This window comes from Sphingobacterium sp. IITKGP-BTPF85 (assembly GCF_001006065.1).
GTDB lineage: Bacteria > Bacteroidota > Bacteroidia > Sphingobacteriales > Sphingobacteriaceae > Sphingobacterium > Sphingobacterium anhuiense.
This window is the reverse complement of record NZ_ASZT02000113.1, coordinates 1-17,557: the sequence shown is the minus strand read 5'-3', so window position 1 is coordinate 17,557 and position 17,557 is coordinate 1. Positions and strand designations below refer to the sequence as shown.

Annotated in this window: 19 protein-coding genes and 2 pseudogenes; 4 read left to right on the top strand and 17 right to left on the bottom strand. The window is 36.9% G+C overall.

All coding sequences use genetic code 11. The features are described 5' to 3' along the window. Window positions 1–201 precede the first annotated feature (201 nt). Window positions 202–1,637 (top strand): annotated as a pseudogene (locus L950_RS18490) (MFS transporter). A gap of 225 nt (window positions 1,638–1,862) precedes the next feature. On the opposite strand, the gene L950_RS18485 reads toward L950_RS18490, so the two are convergent. The 6 genes from L950_RS18485 to L950_RS18475 form a co-directional block, all read right to left on the bottom strand. Then, entirely contained in the window at window positions 1,863–3,581 is a 1,719-nt protein-coding gene (locus L950_RS18485; protein ID WP_052764467.1) for an outer membrane beta-barrel family protein, read from the bottom strand. Further along, window positions 3,539–4,033, bottom strand: coding sequence for a TonB-dependent receptor plug domain-containing protein (locus tag L950_RS33950; RefSeq protein WP_231577428.1), 495 nt, complete (start codon window positions 4,031–4,033; stop codon window positions 3,539–3,541). The genes L950_RS18485 and L950_RS33950 overlap by 43 nt, the downstream gene beginning before the upstream one ends. Window positions 4,034–4,137: 104 nt before the next feature. Beyond that, window positions 4,138–4,260 carry a hypothetical protein gene (locus tag L950_RS35730; RefSeq protein ID WP_262507131.1) on the bottom strand — a complete coding sequence of 41 codons (123 nt, stop codon included), beginning with the start codon at window positions 4,258–4,260 and terminating at the stop codon, window positions 4,138–4,140. Window positions 4,261–4,379: 119 nt separating this feature from the next. Beyond that, on the bottom strand, window positions 4,380–5,039 hold the full coding sequence (locus L950_RS33945) for a hypothetical protein (RefSeq protein ID WP_231577427.1): 660 nt from the start codon (window positions 5,037–5,039) through the stop codon (window positions 4,380–4,382). After that, the gene (locus L950_RS33940; protein ID WP_231577426.1) at window positions 5,036–6,067 is read right to left on the bottom strand and encodes a PspC domain-containing protein; all 1,032 of its coding nucleotides are present in this window, start codon (window positions 6,065–6,067) and stop codon (window positions 5,036–5,038) included. Before L950_RS33940 ends, L950_RS33945 begins: the two co-directional genes overlap by 4 nt. A gap of 12 nt (window positions 6,068–6,079) precedes the next feature. Continuing rightward, entirely contained in the window at window positions 6,080–6,433 is a 354-nt protein-coding gene (locus L950_RS18475; protein WP_021189389.1) for a PadR family transcriptional regulator, read from the bottom strand. A 179-nt stretch (window positions 6,434–6,612) separates the two neighbouring features. On the opposite strand from L950_RS18475, the gene L950_RS18470 reads away from it, so the two are divergent. Further along, window positions 6,613–6,987: a VanZ family protein gene (locus tag L950_RS18470; RefSeq protein WP_031287918.1), complete on the top strand. Its 375-nt coding sequence runs from the start codon at window positions 6,613–6,615 to the stop codon at window positions 6,985–6,987. Between the two features lie 79 nt (window positions 6,988–7,066). Here the strand turns inward: L950_RS18470 and L950_RS18465 are convergent, their stop codons facing one another. Both L950_RS18465 and rlmN read right to left on the bottom strand, forming a co-directional pair. Further along, entirely contained in the window at window positions 7,067–7,762 is a 696-nt protein-coding gene (locus L950_RS18465) for a ComF family protein (RefSeq protein ID WP_021189387.1), read from the bottom strand. Between the two features lie 131 nt (window positions 7,763–7,893). Continuing rightward, the gene (gene rlmN, locus L950_RS18460) at window positions 7,894–8,958 is read right to left on the bottom strand and encodes a 23S rRNA (adenine(2503)-C(2))-methyltransferase RlmN (protein ID WP_021189386.1); all 1,065 of its coding nucleotides are present in this window, start codon (window positions 8,956–8,958) and stop codon (window positions 7,894–7,896) included. 321 nt (window positions 8,959–9,279) lie between these two features. Here rlmN and L950_RS18455 point away from each other — a divergent pair, with 321 nt between their 5' ends. After that, on the top strand, window positions 9,280–9,762 hold the full coding sequence (locus tag L950_RS18455; RefSeq protein ID WP_021189385.1) for a GNAT family N-acetyltransferase: 483 nt from the start codon (window positions 9,280–9,282) through the stop codon (window positions 9,760–9,762). 58 nt (window positions 9,763–9,820) lie between these two features. Here L950_RS18455 and L950_RS18450 read toward each other — a convergent pair whose 3' ends face one another. The 7 genes and pseudogenes from L950_RS18450 to L950_RS35720 all read right to left on the bottom strand — a co-directional run bounded on the left by L950_RS18450 (window position 9,821) and on the right by L950_RS35720 (window position 14,974). Beyond that, entirely contained in the window at window positions 9,821–10,402 is a 582-nt protein-coding gene (locus L950_RS18450; protein WP_021189384.1) for a tRNA-(ms[2]io[6]A)-hydroxylase, read from the bottom strand. 84 nt (window positions 10,403–10,486) lie between these two features. Further along, on the bottom strand, window positions 10,487–11,524 hold the full coding sequence (locus L950_RS18445; protein WP_021189383.1) for an LLM class flavin-dependent oxidoreductase: 1,038 nt from the start codon (window positions 11,522–11,524) through the stop codon (window positions 10,487–10,489). Window positions 11,525–11,693: 169 nt separating this feature from the next. Further along, entirely contained in the window at window positions 11,694–12,377 is a 684-nt protein-coding gene (locus L950_RS18440) for an AcvB/VirJ family lysyl-phosphatidylglycerol hydrolase (protein ID WP_031287915.1), read from the bottom strand. 7 nt (window positions 12,378–12,384) lie between these two features. Further along, window positions 12,385–12,510 (bottom strand): hypothetical protein, encoded by a 126-nt coding sequence (locus tag L950_RS35725; protein WP_262507128.1) that lies wholly within the window; start codon window positions 12,508–12,510, stop codon window positions 12,385–12,387. Beyond that, a pseudogene (locus L950_RS33935) lies at window positions 12,507–13,300 on the bottom strand (phosphatidylglycerol lysyltransferase domain-containing protein). Before L950_RS33935 ends, L950_RS35725 begins: the two are co-directional and overlap by 4 nt. Window positions 13,301–14,163: 863 nt before the next feature. Continuing rightward, the gene (locus L950_RS33930; protein ID WP_231577425.1) at window positions 14,164–14,643 is read right to left on the bottom strand and encodes a hypothetical protein; all 480 of its coding nucleotides are present in this window, start codon (window positions 14,641–14,643) and stop codon (window positions 14,164–14,166) included. A gap of 199 nt (window positions 14,644–14,842) precedes the next feature. Continuing rightward, the gene (locus tag L950_RS35720; RefSeq protein ID WP_262507127.1) at window positions 14,843–14,974 is read right to left on the bottom strand and encodes a hypothetical protein; all 132 of its coding nucleotides are present in this window, start codon (window positions 14,972–14,974) and stop codon (window positions 14,843–14,845) included. Between the two features lie 447 nt (window positions 14,975–15,421). On the opposite strand from L950_RS35720, the gene L950_RS18430 reads away from it, so the two are divergent. Continuing rightward, the gene (locus L950_RS18430; protein WP_021189380.1) at window positions 15,422–16,492 is read left to right on the top strand and encodes a glycosyltransferase; all 1,071 of its coding nucleotides are present in this window, start codon (window positions 15,422–15,424) and stop codon (window positions 16,490–16,492) included. Window positions 16,493–16,494: 2 nt separating this feature from the next. Here L950_RS18430 and L950_RS35715 read toward each other — a convergent pair whose 3' ends face one another. Both L950_RS35715 and L950_RS35710 read right to left on the bottom strand, forming a co-directional pair. Further along, window positions 16,495–16,989, bottom strand: a complete 495-nt coding sequence (locus L950_RS35715; protein ID WP_021189379.1) for an MBL fold metallo-hydrolase — start codon at window positions 16,987–16,989, stop codon at window positions 16,495–16,497. Further along, the coding region (locus L950_RS35710) for an MBL fold metallo-hydrolase (protein WP_021189378.1) at window positions 16,944–17,557 on the bottom strand (614 nt) is incomplete at its 5' end. The genes L950_RS35710 and L950_RS35715, both read right to left, overlap by 46 nt.

Here is a 17,557-nt window from a genome sequence, read left to right as displayed (position 1 = left end):
AAACGTTTGCGTAAAAATAAGATGCTGATTTTGCTCTACCTATTATTATAAGCATTAACTTTAAAATATATCTATTATAATTCTTCGACACATACAGCACTGATCCAGTTGCATAAAGATGATCATATAGATTCATAAAGTTACAGTAACAACAAACTTATATTTCTATTATCAAAATAGAAAGAATAGAGTAAACCAAATATGAACAATAATAAACCAACAAAGTACCGCTGGAGTGTTTGTGCTCTCCTATTTTTTGCCACCACGATAAATTATTTAGATAGACAAGTCTTATCCTTAACATGGAAAGATTTTATAAGCCCTGAATTTCATTGGACAAACAATGACTACGGTAATATAACAGCACTTTTCTCAATCTTTTATGCCGTAAGTATGCTCTTTGCAGGTCGGTTTGTCGATTGGATGGATACAAAAAAAGGCTTTCTTTGGGCGATCGGCATTTGGTCAGTTGGTGCTATTATTCATGCTTTTTGTGGTATCGCTACTGCGGGCCAGTTAACAGGTAACTGGTTTCTAAATTTTGAGGAGTCTAAAGCAGTAATTGGAACAATTAATGATGTCGGTTTAGTAATCAGTACGAGTGTTACCCTATTTATTTTTGCCCGCTTTGTATTAGCAATAGGTGAAGCTGGAAACTTTCCTGCCGCCATAAAGGCAACTGCAGAGTACTTTCCGAAAAAGGACCGGGCTTTAGCGACCAGTATATTTAATGCCGGTGCGACTATTGGTGCACTGGTGGCCCCCATCACCATTCCAACAATTGCAAAGTATTATGGATGGGAAATGTCTTTTATTATTATTGGTGCTTTGGGTTTTGTATGGATGGGATTTTGGGTATTCATGTACAAAAAACCAGAAGAGCACCCTAAGGTTAATGAAAGTGAGCTGCGCTATATTCTGCAAGATTCAGCTCATCATACCGAAGAACAAAAATCTAATGAGAAATTAAAAGTATCTTTTTTGGAGTGTTTTAAACATAGACAAACTTGGGCTTTTGCCTTTGGAAAATTTATGACAGACGGTGTCTGGTGGTTTTTCCTATTTTGGATGCCTGCCTATTTAAGTGCTGTTTATAATATAAAATCATCTGATACAGAAGGACAATTAGCAATTTTTGTTTTATACATCATTACTTTATTCTCAATCTACGGAGGTTATCTTCCGACCCTATTTGTCGAAAAAAAGGGCATGAATCCGTATGAAGGTCGAATGAAAGCGATGTTAATTTTCGCATTTATTCCTTTGATCGTTTTATTTGCACAGCCCTTAGGTTATATCTCCTATTGGGTTCCTGTCATTTTTATTGGAATTGCTGGTGCTGCACACCAATCCTGGTCTGCAAATATCTTTTCTACTGTTGGAGACATGTTTCCGAAAAAAGCTATTGCCACTATCACTGGTATCGGAGGATTAGCAGGAGGCTTAGGAGCTTTATTATTAATAAAATATCAGGTGTTCTTTTTGACTATGCTAAAGAAACTCAACTGAAATTCATGGGATTTGAAGGCGAACCAGCAGGGTATTTCATCATCTTCTCATTTTGTGCTATCGCTTATCTTATTGCATGGGTTGGAATGAAAGCATTAGTTCCTAAAATGAAAATTGTAGAATTATAATACTTAAAATAAAGCTTAGAATTAAAAGTCTAACTCCACTTTGAAACGTTTACAGTCTAAGCTATCCTTCATTCAACCTAACTTATAAATGATGGCGAGATAAATAACAGGATTATCTGCAAGTAATAGAAGACAGGTATAATTGACTGATGATGTTCATAAAAAAAAACCGCAAGTATTTTCATACTTACGGTCAACATATTACATAAACATTGAAACTATCTATTATTGGGCACGCTGTTTTTCTTCATTATCCGTGCTCTTTTTCTTAGTCACATTTTTCAAATTTCCAAACTTATAAGAGTAGGTTAAACGTGCCACTCTTCGATCCTGATTCTGTCGGATCTTTGTGTTGAAAGATGAGAAATTCGTTGATAGGTTTTGATTACTGGTATTAAAGACATCGGAGACTGCGAGTTTAAGCGAGCTTCTTTTGTCTTTGAAATTCTTAGTAAAGCCAATTTGTGCATCCCAACGACTTTCCAATTTATAAATGTTATAAGTAAAAGGTGAAAAGTAGCGTAGATTCATCTCTGCAGACAATGAAGGTGACAGCTTAAATGTACTCATTGAATTCACCTGAAAAAGGAAACTTGAATTGTTAACCACCGCTCCTGCAATAGCTCCATCAAAATTCATATATACAGCCGTGATATTGTTGTAAGAAGACCAGAACTTTGCAATCTGAACAGGCATACTCAAATTCAAAAATGCCGAATTATTTTTTCCTAGATTTTCACGCGTTACCCAAGTTGTTTTCTTAATTGAATCTTGGCCCATACTTTCCACGATAGCATCGGTCTGCGCATTGTAACCCAATGTAACCGTATATTTCTTATATAAAGTATAATTCAAATTCAACTCATTTGCATACTGTGGATTTAAGTAAGGATTACCACGCTCAGAAGTGTACTTATCGATAAAGTAATCAAAAGGATTGAGTTGTCGATAATTAGGTCTTGTGATCTTACGTGAATATCCCAAAGAGAAAATATGGTTTTCATGCGCATCGTAACTCAAATTAGCTGATGGGAATAGATCAAAGTAATTACGTTTAACCTGTTTATTTTCTGTAATTGAGTGGCCATCAGACAGGGTATATTCCCCTCTTAAACCGGCCTTAATACCCCATTTACCGATCTGGTTATCATAATCAAAGTAACCTGCGGCAATTTGCTCTTTATAAACAAAATGATTTGATCTATTGACGATATTTGTCCAGACATTATCCAGTTGCTCTTCAAACAGAAGATTATTATCAGATTTCACATTTGAATACTTCACGCCGGTTTCTATATTCGAGGTTTTATTCAGCGGTTGATTATAATCCAGTTTTGCGACGTATATATCAATTCCAATTGGCATCTCACTTCGCAATAGTTCTGGATCACGTATCAATTGATCGTTTTGATTAAACAATCTATTATCATAATCAGCCTTTTTACTATTTTTGAATTTACTCCAATCTAAATCCAGCACCAATTTTTTACCTGTCGAGTCGATCTTAAACTCATTATTGAAATTAATTGAATAACGATTAAAACCCTCTTTGAACTGTGTCATAGAGATCAACGTCGAATCAATTGTCGTTAAAGGTCCAATGAGAGATTTACTATCGTTATCATTAAGCTCCACATTATTGCTTCCGTTAAATTGTAAAGACATCACATTCCGATCGGAAGTTTTCTGCTCTATGCCAAATTTGTATGTATGCGTACGATCTTTAATATGCAGATTTGATTTTTGATCAAATAAAGTCTCGATGCCGTCATTAGAAATGATACGCTCTATATTTAGTCTGTTAACATATTTATCATCACTATAAGAATAAGATCCAAAATAGGTTGTATTATTCTTTTTGTAATTTAAAGATAAGGCCGAATTACCTCTAAACTTCTGTCCTAATCCTGCTGTGGCAGAGAAATTACCATTAAATCCCTCCATCTTATTTTTTTCATCACGATATTGATCGTTCCCACGGCACCTTCTGCATCGTCCCTCGCACTACGTGATTTGATTACTTCAACAGATTTGATCTGATTTCCATCAGTACTTTTCAAAAGCGTGGTCAATTGTTCTCCAGTCATATAAGTTTGTCGGCCGTCGATAGTAACCTTTACTCCAGACTGCCCCATTAACTGCAGATTATTGTCGTTGTCCAAGCTAACCCCAGGAGCACGCTGTACGATATCGAGTCCATTATTACCCGCAGCTAAAGGCGAATTCTCGACATTTAAAATCAATTTCCCCTGTTTATTTTCGACTAATGGCCTCTTGCCTTCGATCGTCACCTCAGCTAAGGCATTTGTACTGGGACTCAATTTCAAATCTGCAATCTGTTGCTGTGTTTTATTAAAAGCAATTATTGCAGATCGGGATACACTGTACCCGATCATTCTTGCTTCCACATAATAAGATCCTGCAGCAACATTTTCAAAAGCATATTGCCCATCTTCTTTCGTAATTGCTGTTTTTAAGATAATATCATTAGTACTATTGATCAGATAGCTGTAACTGCGCCCATAGGTTCATTTTTTTCATTTACGATCTTACCCGATATTCCAATAGCAGCCCAAAGCAATTGGCTACTGATTGCAAATAAGATTGTTAATATTAGTTTCATTTTCATTGTATTGTTTAGGTTGTTATATTCAAAAGAGGTGTAATGAATAATTAGTATGCGGTTATCGTATAATGTTACAGTTTGCGAGTTTTATTAAAATAATAGGTGCTAAGCACCTATTATTTATTTTTCTTTCCTTTTGTTTCAACCACCACACCAGTAGGAGAAATACTGATAATGGTATCTTTTCTGCTAACTGCAGTATCTACAGTTACCACATTTTCATCCGTCTCATCTTCCGCTTCAGGTGCAAATTCAGATTTTTCAGGTAGAGCACATTTCAAACCCAGATTTGTCATTACCCATTCCGTTTCTTTAATATCATCATTTTCATAACGCTCATAGCATTCCCAGTAAGATATATCTGCATAATTGCGCTCTAAATCCCTGTTCAGCATTACTTTTGCACCAACTGGCAGGTAGATCGTAACATTCACTTTTTGATCTCTATACAATTCTTTCTCACCTAATTTAAAGTGACTATCAAAAATAATGTTCGCGCTATCCTGAACGGCTTTATAATTAATTGCAGACGCACGTTTAGTCGCCAAATTATAATTAGCTCCTTTTGCCGAATACTCATATTTGATATAAGGCATTTGCGTTGAATCTACCCTTTCAAATCGAATTCGGATATCATCCTGAAGATATTCGAATAAGTTGGTACCGACCTTTAGATTTGAACGGCCGTGATCTCCATTTATTTTGATGACACGTACATCACGGGCATTGATACGATAGATAGATCTTGGAGCCAAAGGTTTTTCTTCTACGATCATACTTCTTCTCTAAAATCTTTAGCCACCGAACCTGCATAATAGATAATGCTACCTAAAGAAATTAACCATACTAGGAATAAAGAAGTCGTTAAGTAATTATTCATCGGCTTGCGGTCAAACAACAAGCGAATAATGAGGTAAAATAAACCTGCAAATGGAATTGCAATAGCCAAGAATGCTGCCGTTAATGCCCATGGAGCCTGCTGAGGATCGATCAAATTTAACGGTTCAATAATCCCGCGGTCCGTTACGCCTGCTATACCCAAGCTAAAAAAGATCAACGCAATTAACAGCGATATTAAGCTTAAGCCTATTGAAAAAGCAACGATCAGACCGATCACTTTTGCAAAGATTTTAATGATCTCTCCAAATGCTGTTCCAGCATTTTCTACACCTCTATTGAATGTATTGCCGGCACCAGAGAAATTCTCTTTTAGACCGCTCAATTCCTCTTCAAAACTTCGTTTAAAATTCTGGATATTAGGCGACTCTCCGCGCATTTCCATACGATCTGCTCTGGTAATTGCGATTGGCATTACAATCCACAAGATAATATACACCAGAAATCCTGAACCGAAGATTACAACGAATAACACAAATAAAAGTCTAATCCATCGAGCCTCTATGCCAAAATAATGTCCCAGACCACTACACACACCACTGATTACCTTATCTTCTGGATCACGCATCAACTTTTTACCCGTACGAAAAGTGCTGTATGCCTGATTTGTTTTTTGATCTGAATACTGTTGATCCGTATCGTTGATCTCAAAATCACTCACACTTCCCATCTGTGCGATGACGGCATTGACATCATCCATATTCAGTACTTCTTTGATTCCGAGTTGAATCTTCTCTGTAAACATCTCTGCAATACGATTTTCGATATCTTCCAAAATCTCTTTGCTGTCTTCCGAACTTCCGAAATGCTTTTTAATATCAATCATATAATTGCGCAACACATCATATGCGTCCTCTTCTATATGAAAAACGATACTATTTATATTGATAATTATAGTCTTGTTCATGGTATTTATAGGTTATATTGATTTGTCAATTGTATTAATTCTGTCCGCTAGAGATGTCTCCACTGCAAAAACCAGTTCTTTCCATGTAACATCCAATCGCTCAAGAACCTGCATTCCTTCTGCTGTGATTTCATAATATTTACGTGGAGGTCCAGAAGTTGATTCCTTCCATATATAACTCAGCAAACCGTTATTTTTAAGCCTCGTCAACAAAGGATATAAAGTTCCCTCTACAACCAAGAGCTGTGCTTTTTTCAGTTCGCTGATGATATCCGATGCATATATTTCCCCTCGGGAAATAATAGAAAGAATACAATATTCCAGTATTCCTTTCCGCATCTGTATTTGTGTATTTTCAGCTATCATAACAATACAAAGATATATGTTTTATTATGTACTATGCAATACATAGTACTATATAAATTTCAAAAATAAAATTAAAACGCTGTAAATCAGGTAAATATTTTTATATACGTCTAAATACATTATTTCACTTTTCTTATATTTATCACTATTTTAGCACGAAAATTGATTATAAGGAGTGCATGATAAGATTATTATTAGATTATAAGTGGGTAATGCTTTGGGCTGTAGTGGTTATAGCCCTGTGTTGTATGCCAGGACAAAGTTTTGAAAAAGTTCCTTCCTATCCAGGGATGGACAAGCTCGTTCACGCAGGTATGTTTTTCGTATTTTGTACGTTAATTTATAATGGTGTATTGGTTCAGTTCAAAGGTCGCCCTACAAAATGGCTTCCCGTTATTGTTGTAAGTATTTTAGGTATCCTTTTCGCATTACTGACTGAAGCATTGCAATTGTATATATTCACCTATAGATCTGGTGATTGGTGGGATCTCTTTGCAGATAGCGTAGGCATTGGTATGTCGGGTTTTGCTTACTTGCTTTTACGTGAGACGTAAAAAGTAAAAGATCAAATATTTAACATTCTAGATCAGATACTGCTTAGAAATTAACTGTGAAGTAGTTATTTGAAGTATGCTAAGCCCTCGCTAAGGTCAGAACAGAAATCCGGCAACCCGCCGCAATAAGTTTTTCCGCGGCGGCGGTTAATGTAGCTCCTGTGGTCAGTACATCATCTACCAAGAGCACATGTTTATCTGCTAAAATAGTTTCATCTGGGCAAAAAAAGACATCTTGAACGTTGTCGTATCGTTCCAATCTTGATTTTTTAGTTTGACTTGTCCCTTCGCCAACTCGCGTTAATCCATGTTCCAAAACGGGTTTTGACAATGCAATACCAAGACCTTTTGCTAAATAAAAGGATTGATTATACCCCCTTTTCTTCAACTTCTTTTTATGCAAAGGAACGGGCACAATGACATCAACATCCTGAAAAGTGTGACTGTTAGACAGCGTCTCACCATATTTCCTTCCAAGGAAATATGCAAGTTGAGGTTGATTGGCATATTTGATTTGATAAAGTATCCGCTCTACCCGCGAGTCCTGCCGCAACAGAAATAGAGCCGAGGCATGTTCAAAATGAAATTTTCCCCACAATTGGCGCGCAACTTGATTATTAAGATCTAAATGAAAATCTGTGATAGGTAAATGAAATAGACAAGAAGTACAGATATACCTTTCTTGACTAACTAAAACATGGCCACAGCCTGCACAAATTTTTGGGAAAAATAAGGCTAAAAAGTCTGATAAATAAAGAAATAATTGGTTTCTCATTTTTGATTATGCCTATACTAACTTAAGTAAATTTGTTCTATTTACAATTAAAATTATAAATAAAACAAATTTATCACAGTCTCTATCATCAATTAATATATTGAGAAGAGGTATAGTCTAATCCCTTATTATTAAGCTTCTTGAGCTTCTTTATCTTTAATTGCTAACTGACCACAAGCGGCGTCAATATCTTTACCACGGCTTCTACGAACATTTGTTATAATACCTTGATTTTTCAGATAATTAGCAAATACCTCAATCTTATCGGCATCGGCATTGACAAAACTTGCTAAAGAAATAGGATTATATTCAATAATATTAACCTTACAAGGAACATTTTTACAAAATCTTGCCAACTCTTTAGCATCCTCGAGCTCATCATTAAAATTATCAAAAACGATGTATTCAAAGGTTATTGGGCTTTTTGTCTTCGCATAAAAATACTTCAATGCATCTGCTAATGCTTCTAATGTATTTTGCTCATTGATGGGCATGATCTCATTACGCTTCTTATCATTTGCGGCATGTAAAGACAATGCTAAGTTAAATCGGACTTCGTCATCCCCTAATTTTTTAATCATTTTAGCAATACCAGCGGTAGAAACTGTGATCCGTTTTGCCGCCATATTCAATCCATCTGGCGAGGTAATACGCTCTACCGACTTCATCATATTCGCATAATTCAAGAGTGGTTCACCCATCCCCATATAAACAATGTTGGTCAACGGTTGCTGATATTTCTCTTCGGCTTGTTTTGCGATCAAAACAACTTGATCATAAATTTCATCTGCATTCAGATTACGTTTACGATCCATATAACCCGTGGCACAAAATTTACAGGTCAAACTACATCCAACTTGAGAGCTCACACAAGCAGTCATACGTTCTGGAGCAGGGATTAATACACCCTCAATCACATTTCCATCATACAAAGTAAAACTACTTTTGATCGTTCTATCAGAACTGACCTGTGATTGTTTGACTTTAACAGCACGAATAACAAAATTCTCTTTTAGCTTTTCCCGTAAAGGTTTACTTAGGTTGCTCATCAAATCAAAATCCACACAGGATTTTGCCCAAATCCATTCGTAAATTTGCTTTGCACGGAACCCTTGCTCACCCATTTCAGTAAGCTTCTCTTTAATCTGATCTATCGACAGACTACGAATATCAATTATTTTACTTTTCTCAGTCACAGCGCAAAGGTAAGGTTATTTCTATAAAAACTTATTTTTATAATGTCATAAAAATCAGAACTCGCTGAATTATAAATTATTACTTGCGATCAACGGGATACAAATGCTAACGGAACCAACATCGTTCTTAACAAACTTTTAAAAAAAATCTTCTTAACTAAATGAAAAACAAGTTTATAATGCGTTCATACGAGATTTAGATCACAGATAAAATATACATTCCCGCTCGAATGGATGCAAAACTTTTCCTAGTTTTGAATCATCAGTTTGATCAACTTCAAAAGAAGTATCAGAATATAATACCTTAAGCTCACGCTACAGATGGAAATACAGAAACTCGAACAGAAGCATTATCCTGATGTTGCCCGCATTTACCAGCAGGCAATCGATGCAGGAAACATCACTTTAGCGACAAAAACTAGTTCTTGGAAAGATTGGGATAAAGATCATCTCGAAAATATGCGCTTTGTTGCCATTGAAAACAATACTATAATCGGTTGGGTAGCATTATCTCCTGTACTACAGCGAACAGGCTATCATGGTGTAACCGAATTAAGTATTTATATCGATCAGGATCATCAAGGCAAAGGAATTGGCAAAGTATTGATGCAACATATTATTGACACTTCTGAAAACGCGGGCATTTGGACGATCATGTCCTTTATTTTTCCTGAAAATGATAAAAGTACCTTGTTGCACAAGAAATTCGGATTTAAATTATTAGGCACGCAGCAAAAAGCTGCCCAGCTAAACGGAATTTGGATGGACAACTGCATTTTAGAGCGGCGGTCAGCACTAATATAAACGTAGAGCCCCATTTTTATTAGAAAAATGGGGCTCTTGCACAATAGATTACTATTTATTATCCATGTATGGCTTCTTTCGTTCCATAAGATTGGATCAAATTTCCTTCAAATTCCAACCACTCTTTCCAACGCTTATCGACATCGACATCCGTTGAGAATTGACGTGCGAAATTAAGAAACGTTGTATAGTGATTAGCCTCAGAAACCATTAGATCATGATAAAACTTCGCTAATTCCTCATCCTTTATATTTTGAGACAATACTCTAAAGCGTTCACAGCTTCGAGCTTCAATCATGGCCGCAAATAACAAACGATCTATAAAAGCCATGTTACGGGAACCGTCCTTTTTATTGAATTTCATCAGTTGTCCCACGTAATCATCTTTACGTTCTTTACCCAACGTATAGCCTCTTTCTTTAATAATATCAATGACCATTTGGAAATGTTGCATTTCTTCAATAGCAATCGCTGTCAATTCATGCACCAATTCTTCATGTTCCGAATTGTACATAATTAATGAAATAGCATTTGAAGCTGCCTTTTGCTCGCACCAAGCATGATCAGTCAGAATCTCTTCTAAATTTCCTTCTGCAATATTTGCCCACCTTGGATCCGTTAACAATTTCAATCCTAACATTTTGTCCTCTCTATTTTTAAAACACAAAGTTAAGCATATCTCTCCGATATAAAAATGTTGAATACTACTTTAACCAAGGTCTTATTATCCCTTATTAAGAGCAGCTCTAACCTGAGGAGCGATTTTTGTTCCAAAAACCTCAATTGCTTTCATCATATCAAGATGATTAGGTGCACCAACATCCATATGTGCAGAAAAGCGCGTCAATCCTAAAGATTCCTGTATTTTTAAGATTTTATCTACAGCATAGTCCGCATCTCCAATAATTAAATGACCATGTGATGAACGTCCAAAGTCATATTGAGTCCGTTGGTATGGTGGCCATCCACGATCGCCGCCTATGCGGTTCATTTGTGCCGCATAAATAGGATAGTAAGCATCTGCAACTTGTTGTGAATGATCACCAAAAAGAGCATGCATATGTACACCTACCTGAAAATTAGCCATATCATGACCGTTATCGGCATAAGCTTGTTGGTACATTTCTACCAGTGGCTTAAAAGCTTCGTACGTTCCTCCAATAATAGCAAACATAACGGGTAAACCTAATTTCCCAGCGCGAATAACAGATGAAGTTGTACCTCCTACCGCAACCCAAATTGGTAATTTAGGTTGAACAGGTCTTGGAAAGATCTGTTGATTTACTAATGTAGGACGAAATTTACCCGTCCAATTAATCGTATCCTGATTATTTAGTTTGACCAATAGGTCCAATTTTTCTTCAAATAATGCTCCATAATCATTTAAATTATAACCAAACAAAGGGAATGATTCAATAAATGATCCTCTACCTGCCATAATCTCCGCACGTCCATTTGATAAAACATCAACTGTCGCGAAGTCTTGAAAAAGTTTAACCGGATCTGCAGAACTTAACACGGAAACTGCACTCCCTAATTTTATATTTTTAGTAACAGAAGCGGCTGCCGCTAATATAATTTCTGGAGCTGAAACAGCATAGTCCGGACGGTGATGCTCACCCATTCCAAAAAAATCCAGCCCTACTTCATCCATCAATTTTATTTGTTCAATAATCTGATGTAACTTTTCCTGTGAAGATTGTATTTGCCCTGTTTTGGGATCAATATGCAAATCGCCAAACATTCCTATTCCTAATTCCATATTATTCTTTTTTTTATGATTAAACAAACTTATCAATTTTCTAACTCTTAAAAATTGATCTACAACAAGAAAAAACTAGAAAATACTTTTTTGAAAACATGATGACAGTACAGCCATCAAACTAAAAGAAAATGAGCATAACCATTATTTAACACATTCTTGAGACTGATCACTTTAATGCAAAATGCTTTACTGTTGCTTTTACGACATCTGCCACATGACCATCAAAATGATGATTCCCCTTCATATAAATAGTTTCTAAATTTTTTAACCGAATATTCTTAATCGGGAAACTCACTCCATCTTCACCAAGCAAAATAGCCGTTCTAACATTGACCATTTTATTGATCTCGGCAACAACATCCATACTTCTTTTAACCTCGCTCCTCCCAAACAGGTCTGAAACATGAATCTCCAAATCAGTAGAAGTTGATGGTTCCAGAAGTGCCACAGCCTGCAATCGCTCCTTCCATTCTGCGGTTAATTTATTAACCAAAAAAGGAATAACATCCGCACCAAAGGAATATCCGACAAAATAAACGAGGTGATTCTTTTTACCTACCAATAATTTTTCAAGAGTGCTGCTTAGTTCCTTCGCAATCTGATCTGCGGATTTCTTATCCCAAAAAAAGCTCTTCGAGTTTACAGCACCTACTGTATATCCCTGTTTCCCCAAGAGCTCGCAGTAACTTGTTGAAAAACTATTAAGACCACCATCACCACTTAGATAAAGGACAATAGGGCTATTTGCATTACTGTTCCAAATCTTAAGCAGGATATCTTTCTGCTGTCCCATTACTGTTAATTTTAACAAAAACAAGAGGATAAATAACCCTAATTTATTGCGTACCATATGTATCCTATTCATTATCTGGCTTCATTACTTTAGACAAAGCTTGAGGCAACTGTAATAGGTCAAAATCATTGCCAAAAATTAAATACTTATTTTCCCAGATCGTCGCATACTTTTCTTTAAAATCTCTCAAACTCTGATAGTGTTTAAAAGAGCCCACTTTGTCGGCCGCAATTTCATAATCTGCTCTGCAGGGTTATCTGGAGACTCAATACCGCTCATCGGTACCATTCCCAGATTGATATATTTAGCACCTTTTTTCCGGGCATAATCAACCAGATTTATAATTAGAGCATCCATACATCCTCCGGGAGCATGCTCCACTTTACGGATAAGATCATACGTACACTCCCCTTCAGTAAAATCTGGTATAATATTCAAAAAGGCGACAATCTTATTTTGATCATCTTTTACCGCTATAACATCTTGTTCAGCAATTGTTGCTGCCTCAAACTGTCCTTGCGAAAAGATCATTTCTTTCTTATCGAACACCATAAGCCATTCATCAGAAACAGCCTTCAGTTCAGCTACAATCGCATCCGACTGCGGGGCGGTTAGCAAAACAGTCGCATACCCTTTTTTTTCTAAGCTATTTAAAGAGTTTCGAAGCGATTTTCTATTCTTACCTTCTAAAGAAAATGATGCAACATCCATCAAGCCTCCTGCCCTATAATGATCTTCCGTTTTCGAAGCTCCAGAAAATAAGGCAAGCTGTTTTCATCAACGCGGTAATACACGGACTTTAACCCCAAAGAGGTACAATAAAGTTCGAACTCTGCAATTACTTCATCTTTATCGTCAAATGCACATACAGGTTCATCTAAAACAATCGCGAAAGCCTGACTGATACGGTAAGAGACAAAACCATCTGTCCGCTCAGAAAAATACAATTGTTTATCTGGAGCAATTTTGAAATAATCCATCGGCGACCCTCCATACAATTTGAGTAAACGCTTCGCCTTATCCAGTACGTTCTGCTCATGATCTTCTTCATGAATAATCCTAGGACACAAGAAAGTATAGATCAACAACATCCATGAAAATAGACCCAGAAAGTGTGTAATATTCAAAAACTCCTGACCAAAAGTTGTTAACGGGTTGAGTTCGTCATTAAATAACAAAAAACTCTGCATGGTATGATATATAGACTGCTGCCAGGTAAAATCAACGCCAAAATGCTTTTTGTCAATCACATAAAAACAGACAAACCCAAACAAACACACCCCTGTCAAGGCAATGAAAAAGGTGGCAAAACCGATACGCATCCAATTTTTATTGGTCTTAATCCGGTACTGCTTTTGGTTCGTAACCAGTAAAACAATAATAAACAAGGACACCAATGCTTCTTCATAATCTAGTGCCTTACCAATATGTCCCAGTAAGGATAGAAAAGAAAATATGAGAGCAATCCAAAAAGCCGATCTGTAGCCCTTAATCAGATAAGCGGCACTCACCATCAACCCAAGTCCTAAAACCAATACCATCAACTTAGATGCATGCATCGCTTCGATAGGAAGGTAATATTTTTCAAGCCGCATCCGTTCCACCAATGGCGGGGTTGCTACCGAGATGAGGTTGATGATCCCTAAAAAGAAAATAGCAATGGCGGGTAAAATTCGTGCAATGATCTGCCTTCCACGCCAGATAAAAGAAAAAACTCCAAAAATTAAGGGCAACCAAAATTCAAATGACCGATAGATAATTGTCAGCCCTAAGCCTTCTTCTTTACTATAACCATAAGAAGTAAAGATATATAACATCGTAAATTCTACAGCGCCTAAGCCTCTCAAAAGGGAGAGACCATCATCAGGACGACTGTAATGGTATAGGCCACAGCTGCAGCTTCAAACGAAACATGTGTCTGCAGCGCATACATGCTAATAAATGCATGGGCAATACCACAGAACTCAATAGCGACAGAAACCAGAATGGTCATCCATAGATATCCTTTGTGAATATGTGCCGAAAACAGCTCATGAATATTACCGATCAGCTTCGGAAATTTAATCTCCAGCCATCTATACAATCCATTTTTTACTCTAATCGACCAGAAAAACAGAAAGGATAAACCGAGTAACAAACCAAGTACGACCAAAGATATCCAGGCATTATCAAAGTTTTTATGATCAAAAACAGTATACAGAATAATAGGGACACCAATAATAAAAACAGTCAGTAACCCGACATACCCATATATGGCGCCTGATTGATGAATTTTGGTCGAGTTAAGTTGTTTCTTTCGTAACTGCGAAGTGGTATAGGCCAATGAACTGACCCCTCGGCCGGAAGGAATACACTCAGTAGATTCCTTTTTAAAAAGAGTTCAACCGCATCCCATAGATTCAGTTTCAATCCGATAGATCGGAAACTAAAAATATACATCACTCCTTGTAACAAAATATATAATAAAGTGATTCCAAACCCAACTATTAACCAATTAAAATCTGCTGAAGCCAGCTGGGGACCTATGGAGCTATTTCTTTACGTTCGCTTCTAAAAAAAACAAACGCCAACAATACAATAAAAATAGCCAATAGCTCCTTCCAGTACGTTTTTGGAGACAGCTTTTGGATACCACTTAGCAATGATTTCTTCATATGAGTATGCTATTTTATCTATGATAAATATAACGAGTATTTACCCTCTTTAAATAAATAAATTGTGACCATTGTTTTAAACGTAGATAAATTTATCTCCATATGACAACAGATAGCCTGATAACGGCAAGAATCAAATTGTAGAAAAAATATATTCAACACCATCCTTTTATTATCCTTTTGAGCTAAGTTTCTTTTTGTAAATAATATTACAAGATGAAAAATAAGCAATTGAAAATATAATGAATAGAGTATTGTGCTTTTTGCGTAAATTTCCATCGATGGAAAAACAAGAAATACTTTTTATAGGTTTAGTCTGGCCGGAACCAAGTTCTTCTGCGGCTGGATTTCGTATGGTACAGCTACTAAAAAGTTTCAAAAAATGATAACACCATCACCTTTGCAAGTGCCGCATCTAAATCTCCATATAGTGCCGATCTAGTCGCTATGGGTATTAATGAAGTGGAGATCAAACTCAATGATGCTAGCTTCAATGATTTCGTTCGAGATCTTAAACCTCATATTGTTGTTTTTGATCGCTTTATGACCGAGGAGCAATACAGCTGGCGAGTAGCACAAGAGTGTCCAGATGCTGTCAGAATACTCGATACCGAAGATTTACACTTCTTAAGACACGCCCGCCAGTCCAATGCTAAAAATGGCGAACAGTTTGATCAAACCTTATTGTATTCCGATATTGCGAAAAGGGAAGTTGCCGCAATCTTACGCTCGGATATCTCGCTCATTATCTCCGAACTTGAGATGCAATTATTGACGAATCAGTTTGCGATCAATCCATCCATCCTCTATTACCTACCCTTTTTGGAAGAAGAAATTGATGAAGCATGTATAGCAAGCTGGAAGACTTATGAAAACCGTGCTGACTTTATGTTTATCGGCAACTTTATACATGAGCCGAATTGGAACACCGTACAGTATTTAAAAACCGAAATTTGGCCCTTGCTCAGGAAGCAGCTTCCTAAAGTAAGTCTGAATATCTACGGTGCCTATCCAAGTCAAAAGGTACTCCAACTTAACAATCCTAAGGAACGATTCTTTGTTCATGGAAGAGCAGACCATGCCCAAGATACCATGTCCAGACACCGTGTCCTATTAGCTCCTATTCAATTTGGTGCTGGTGTTAAAGGTAAATTTATAGATGCTATGCAAACAGGAACCCCCTCCGTTACAACAACAATTGGAGCTGAAGCAATGTCGGGAGACCTGCCATGGAACGGGTTTATCGCAAATGAACCGCAACTATTTGTTGAAAAAGCAATCGAACTTTATAACAATAAAACAATCTGGCTAGAAGCACAGCAAAACGGTATCACCATCATTAATCAGCGCTATTCACGCACGAGGTTTGAAGACGATCTTCTAATGACCATCCGTTTCATCAAAGCACAGCTTCAGGCCCATCGACAACAGAATTTTATGGGACAGCTGCTGCTCCACCATTCTTTATTAAGCACGAAATACTTATCCTTGTGGATAGCTGAAAAGAATAAGAAATAAGCTTATTTAAGCCCTTCCCACCATTTATCATATCGTTTATCTAGCTGTTGCAAATAAACAATCTCTCCCATTTTGGGTGTTAACACAGGAATTTCTGCCTCTTCCGCATACTTACTGACCAGAGAAAGCGGTTCCTTCCAGTCGTGCAGTGCCAATGCAAACTTGCCAGAATGTACTGGTAGAAAATGTTTAGCCTGAAGATCAACAACCTCCTTTAAAAGTTCGTCGGGCATGGAATGGATATAACGCCATGTTTCATTATACTGACCATTTTCCAGGATCGCCAAATCAAAAGGGCCATATTTATCGCCAATAGTCTTAAAATGTTTCCCATAGCCGCTGTCTCCACCTAAAAACAGCTTATACTTTTCTGTCTGTAAAACAAATGATGTCCAAAGTGTTGTATTACGCTTAAACTTTCTTCCTGAAAAATGACGTGCAGGTGTGGCAACTATCTTAAACTCCTTTTCAAAAGATGTCTCATCATACCAGTCCAATTCCGTAACCTGATTTTCAGCAAATCCCCATCGCTCGAAATGGCGCCAACGCCAAGACCACAGATCACATTTTTGATTTTAGAACGTAACTGTATCATGGTTTTATAGTCCAGATGATCATAATGATCATGGCTAATTAACAAAAGATCTATCGGCGGAAAATCATCAGCCTGATAAACATAAGATAGATTGAAAGGCTTATTGCTCCCTGGAACAGGAGAAGCATTATCCGAAAAGACGGGGTCTACAACAATGATCTTACCGTCAATCTTCAGGAGATAAGAAGAGTGTCCAAACCAGATAAGCAAATCTGCATCGGGTAAATTTTTAAGATCCTGCTTCATAACCGGAAGTGGCATCTTAGGGCTTCGAATAGCACGATCTTTAAATAAAAAAGCATACATCGCTCCGACAAAGCTCTCGCCCTCTTTCAATGATGGCGTATGTTCCAAATTTTGAAACTGCGAATCCCTAAAATTCGGAGACTTCATAACACGTTCCAGACGTGTTCCGGTGATTTTTCCTCCAAAAAGAGGCCTCATTAAATAAACATTACCCATTACAATTA

Bases quoted from the DNA above. Each gene is read 5' to 3' on its own strand.
- L950_RS18450 (WP_021189384.1), bottom strand. From the start codon at position 10,402: ATGTTAGGATTGAAATTGTTAACGGATCCAAGGTGGGCAAATATTGCA.
- L950_RS18465 (WP_021189387.1), bottom strand. From the start codon at position 7,762: ATGAGAAACCAATTATTTCTTTATTTATCAGACTTTTTAGCCTTATTT.
- L950_RS18445 (WP_021189383.1), bottom strand. From the start codon at position 11,524: ATGGAATTAGGAATAGGAATGTTTGGCGATTTGCATATTGATCCCAAA.
- L950_RS33950 (WP_231577428.1), bottom strand. From the start codon at position 4,033: ATGATCGGGTACAGTGTATCCCGATCTGCAATAATTGCTTTTAATAAA.
- L950_RS33945 (WP_231577427.1), bottom strand. From the start codon at position 5,039: ATGATCGTAGAAGAAAAACCTTTGGCTCCAAGATCTATCTATCGTATC.
- L950_RS18475 (WP_021189389.1), bottom strand. From the start codon at position 6,433: ATGATAGCTGAAAATACACAAATACAGATGCGGAAAGGAATACTGGAA.
- L950_RS18470 (WP_031287918.1), top strand. From the start codon at position 6,613: ATGATAAGATTATTATTAGATTATAAGTGGGTAATGCTTTGGGCTGTA.
- L950_RS18440 (WP_031287915.1), bottom strand. From the start codon at position 12,377: ATGGTACGCAATAAATTAGGGTTATTTATCCTCTTGTTTTTGTTAAAA.
- L950_RS35720 (WP_262507127.1), bottom strand. From the start codon at position 14,974: ATGAAGAAATCATTGCTAAGTGGTATCCAAAAGCTGTCTCCAAAAACG.
- L950_RS33940 (WP_231577426.1), bottom strand. From the start codon at position 6,067: ATGAACAAGACTATAATTATCAATATAAATAGTATCGTTTTTCATATA.
- L950_RS18455 (WP_021189385.1), top strand. From the start codon at position 9,280: ATGGAAATACAGAAACTCGAACAGAAGCATTATCCTGATGTTGCCCGC.
- L950_RS18485 (WP_052764467.1), bottom strand. From the start codon at position 3,581: ATGGAGGGATTTAATGGTAATTTCTCTGCCACAGCAGGATTAGGACAG.
- L950_RS18430 (WP_021189380.1), top strand. From the start codon at position 15,422: ATGGGTATTAATGAAGTGGAGATCAAACTCAATGATGCTAGCTTCAAT.
- L950_RS35730 (WP_262507131.1), bottom strand. From the start codon at position 4,260: ATGAAACTAATATTAACAATCTTATTTGCAATCAGTAGCCAATTGCTT.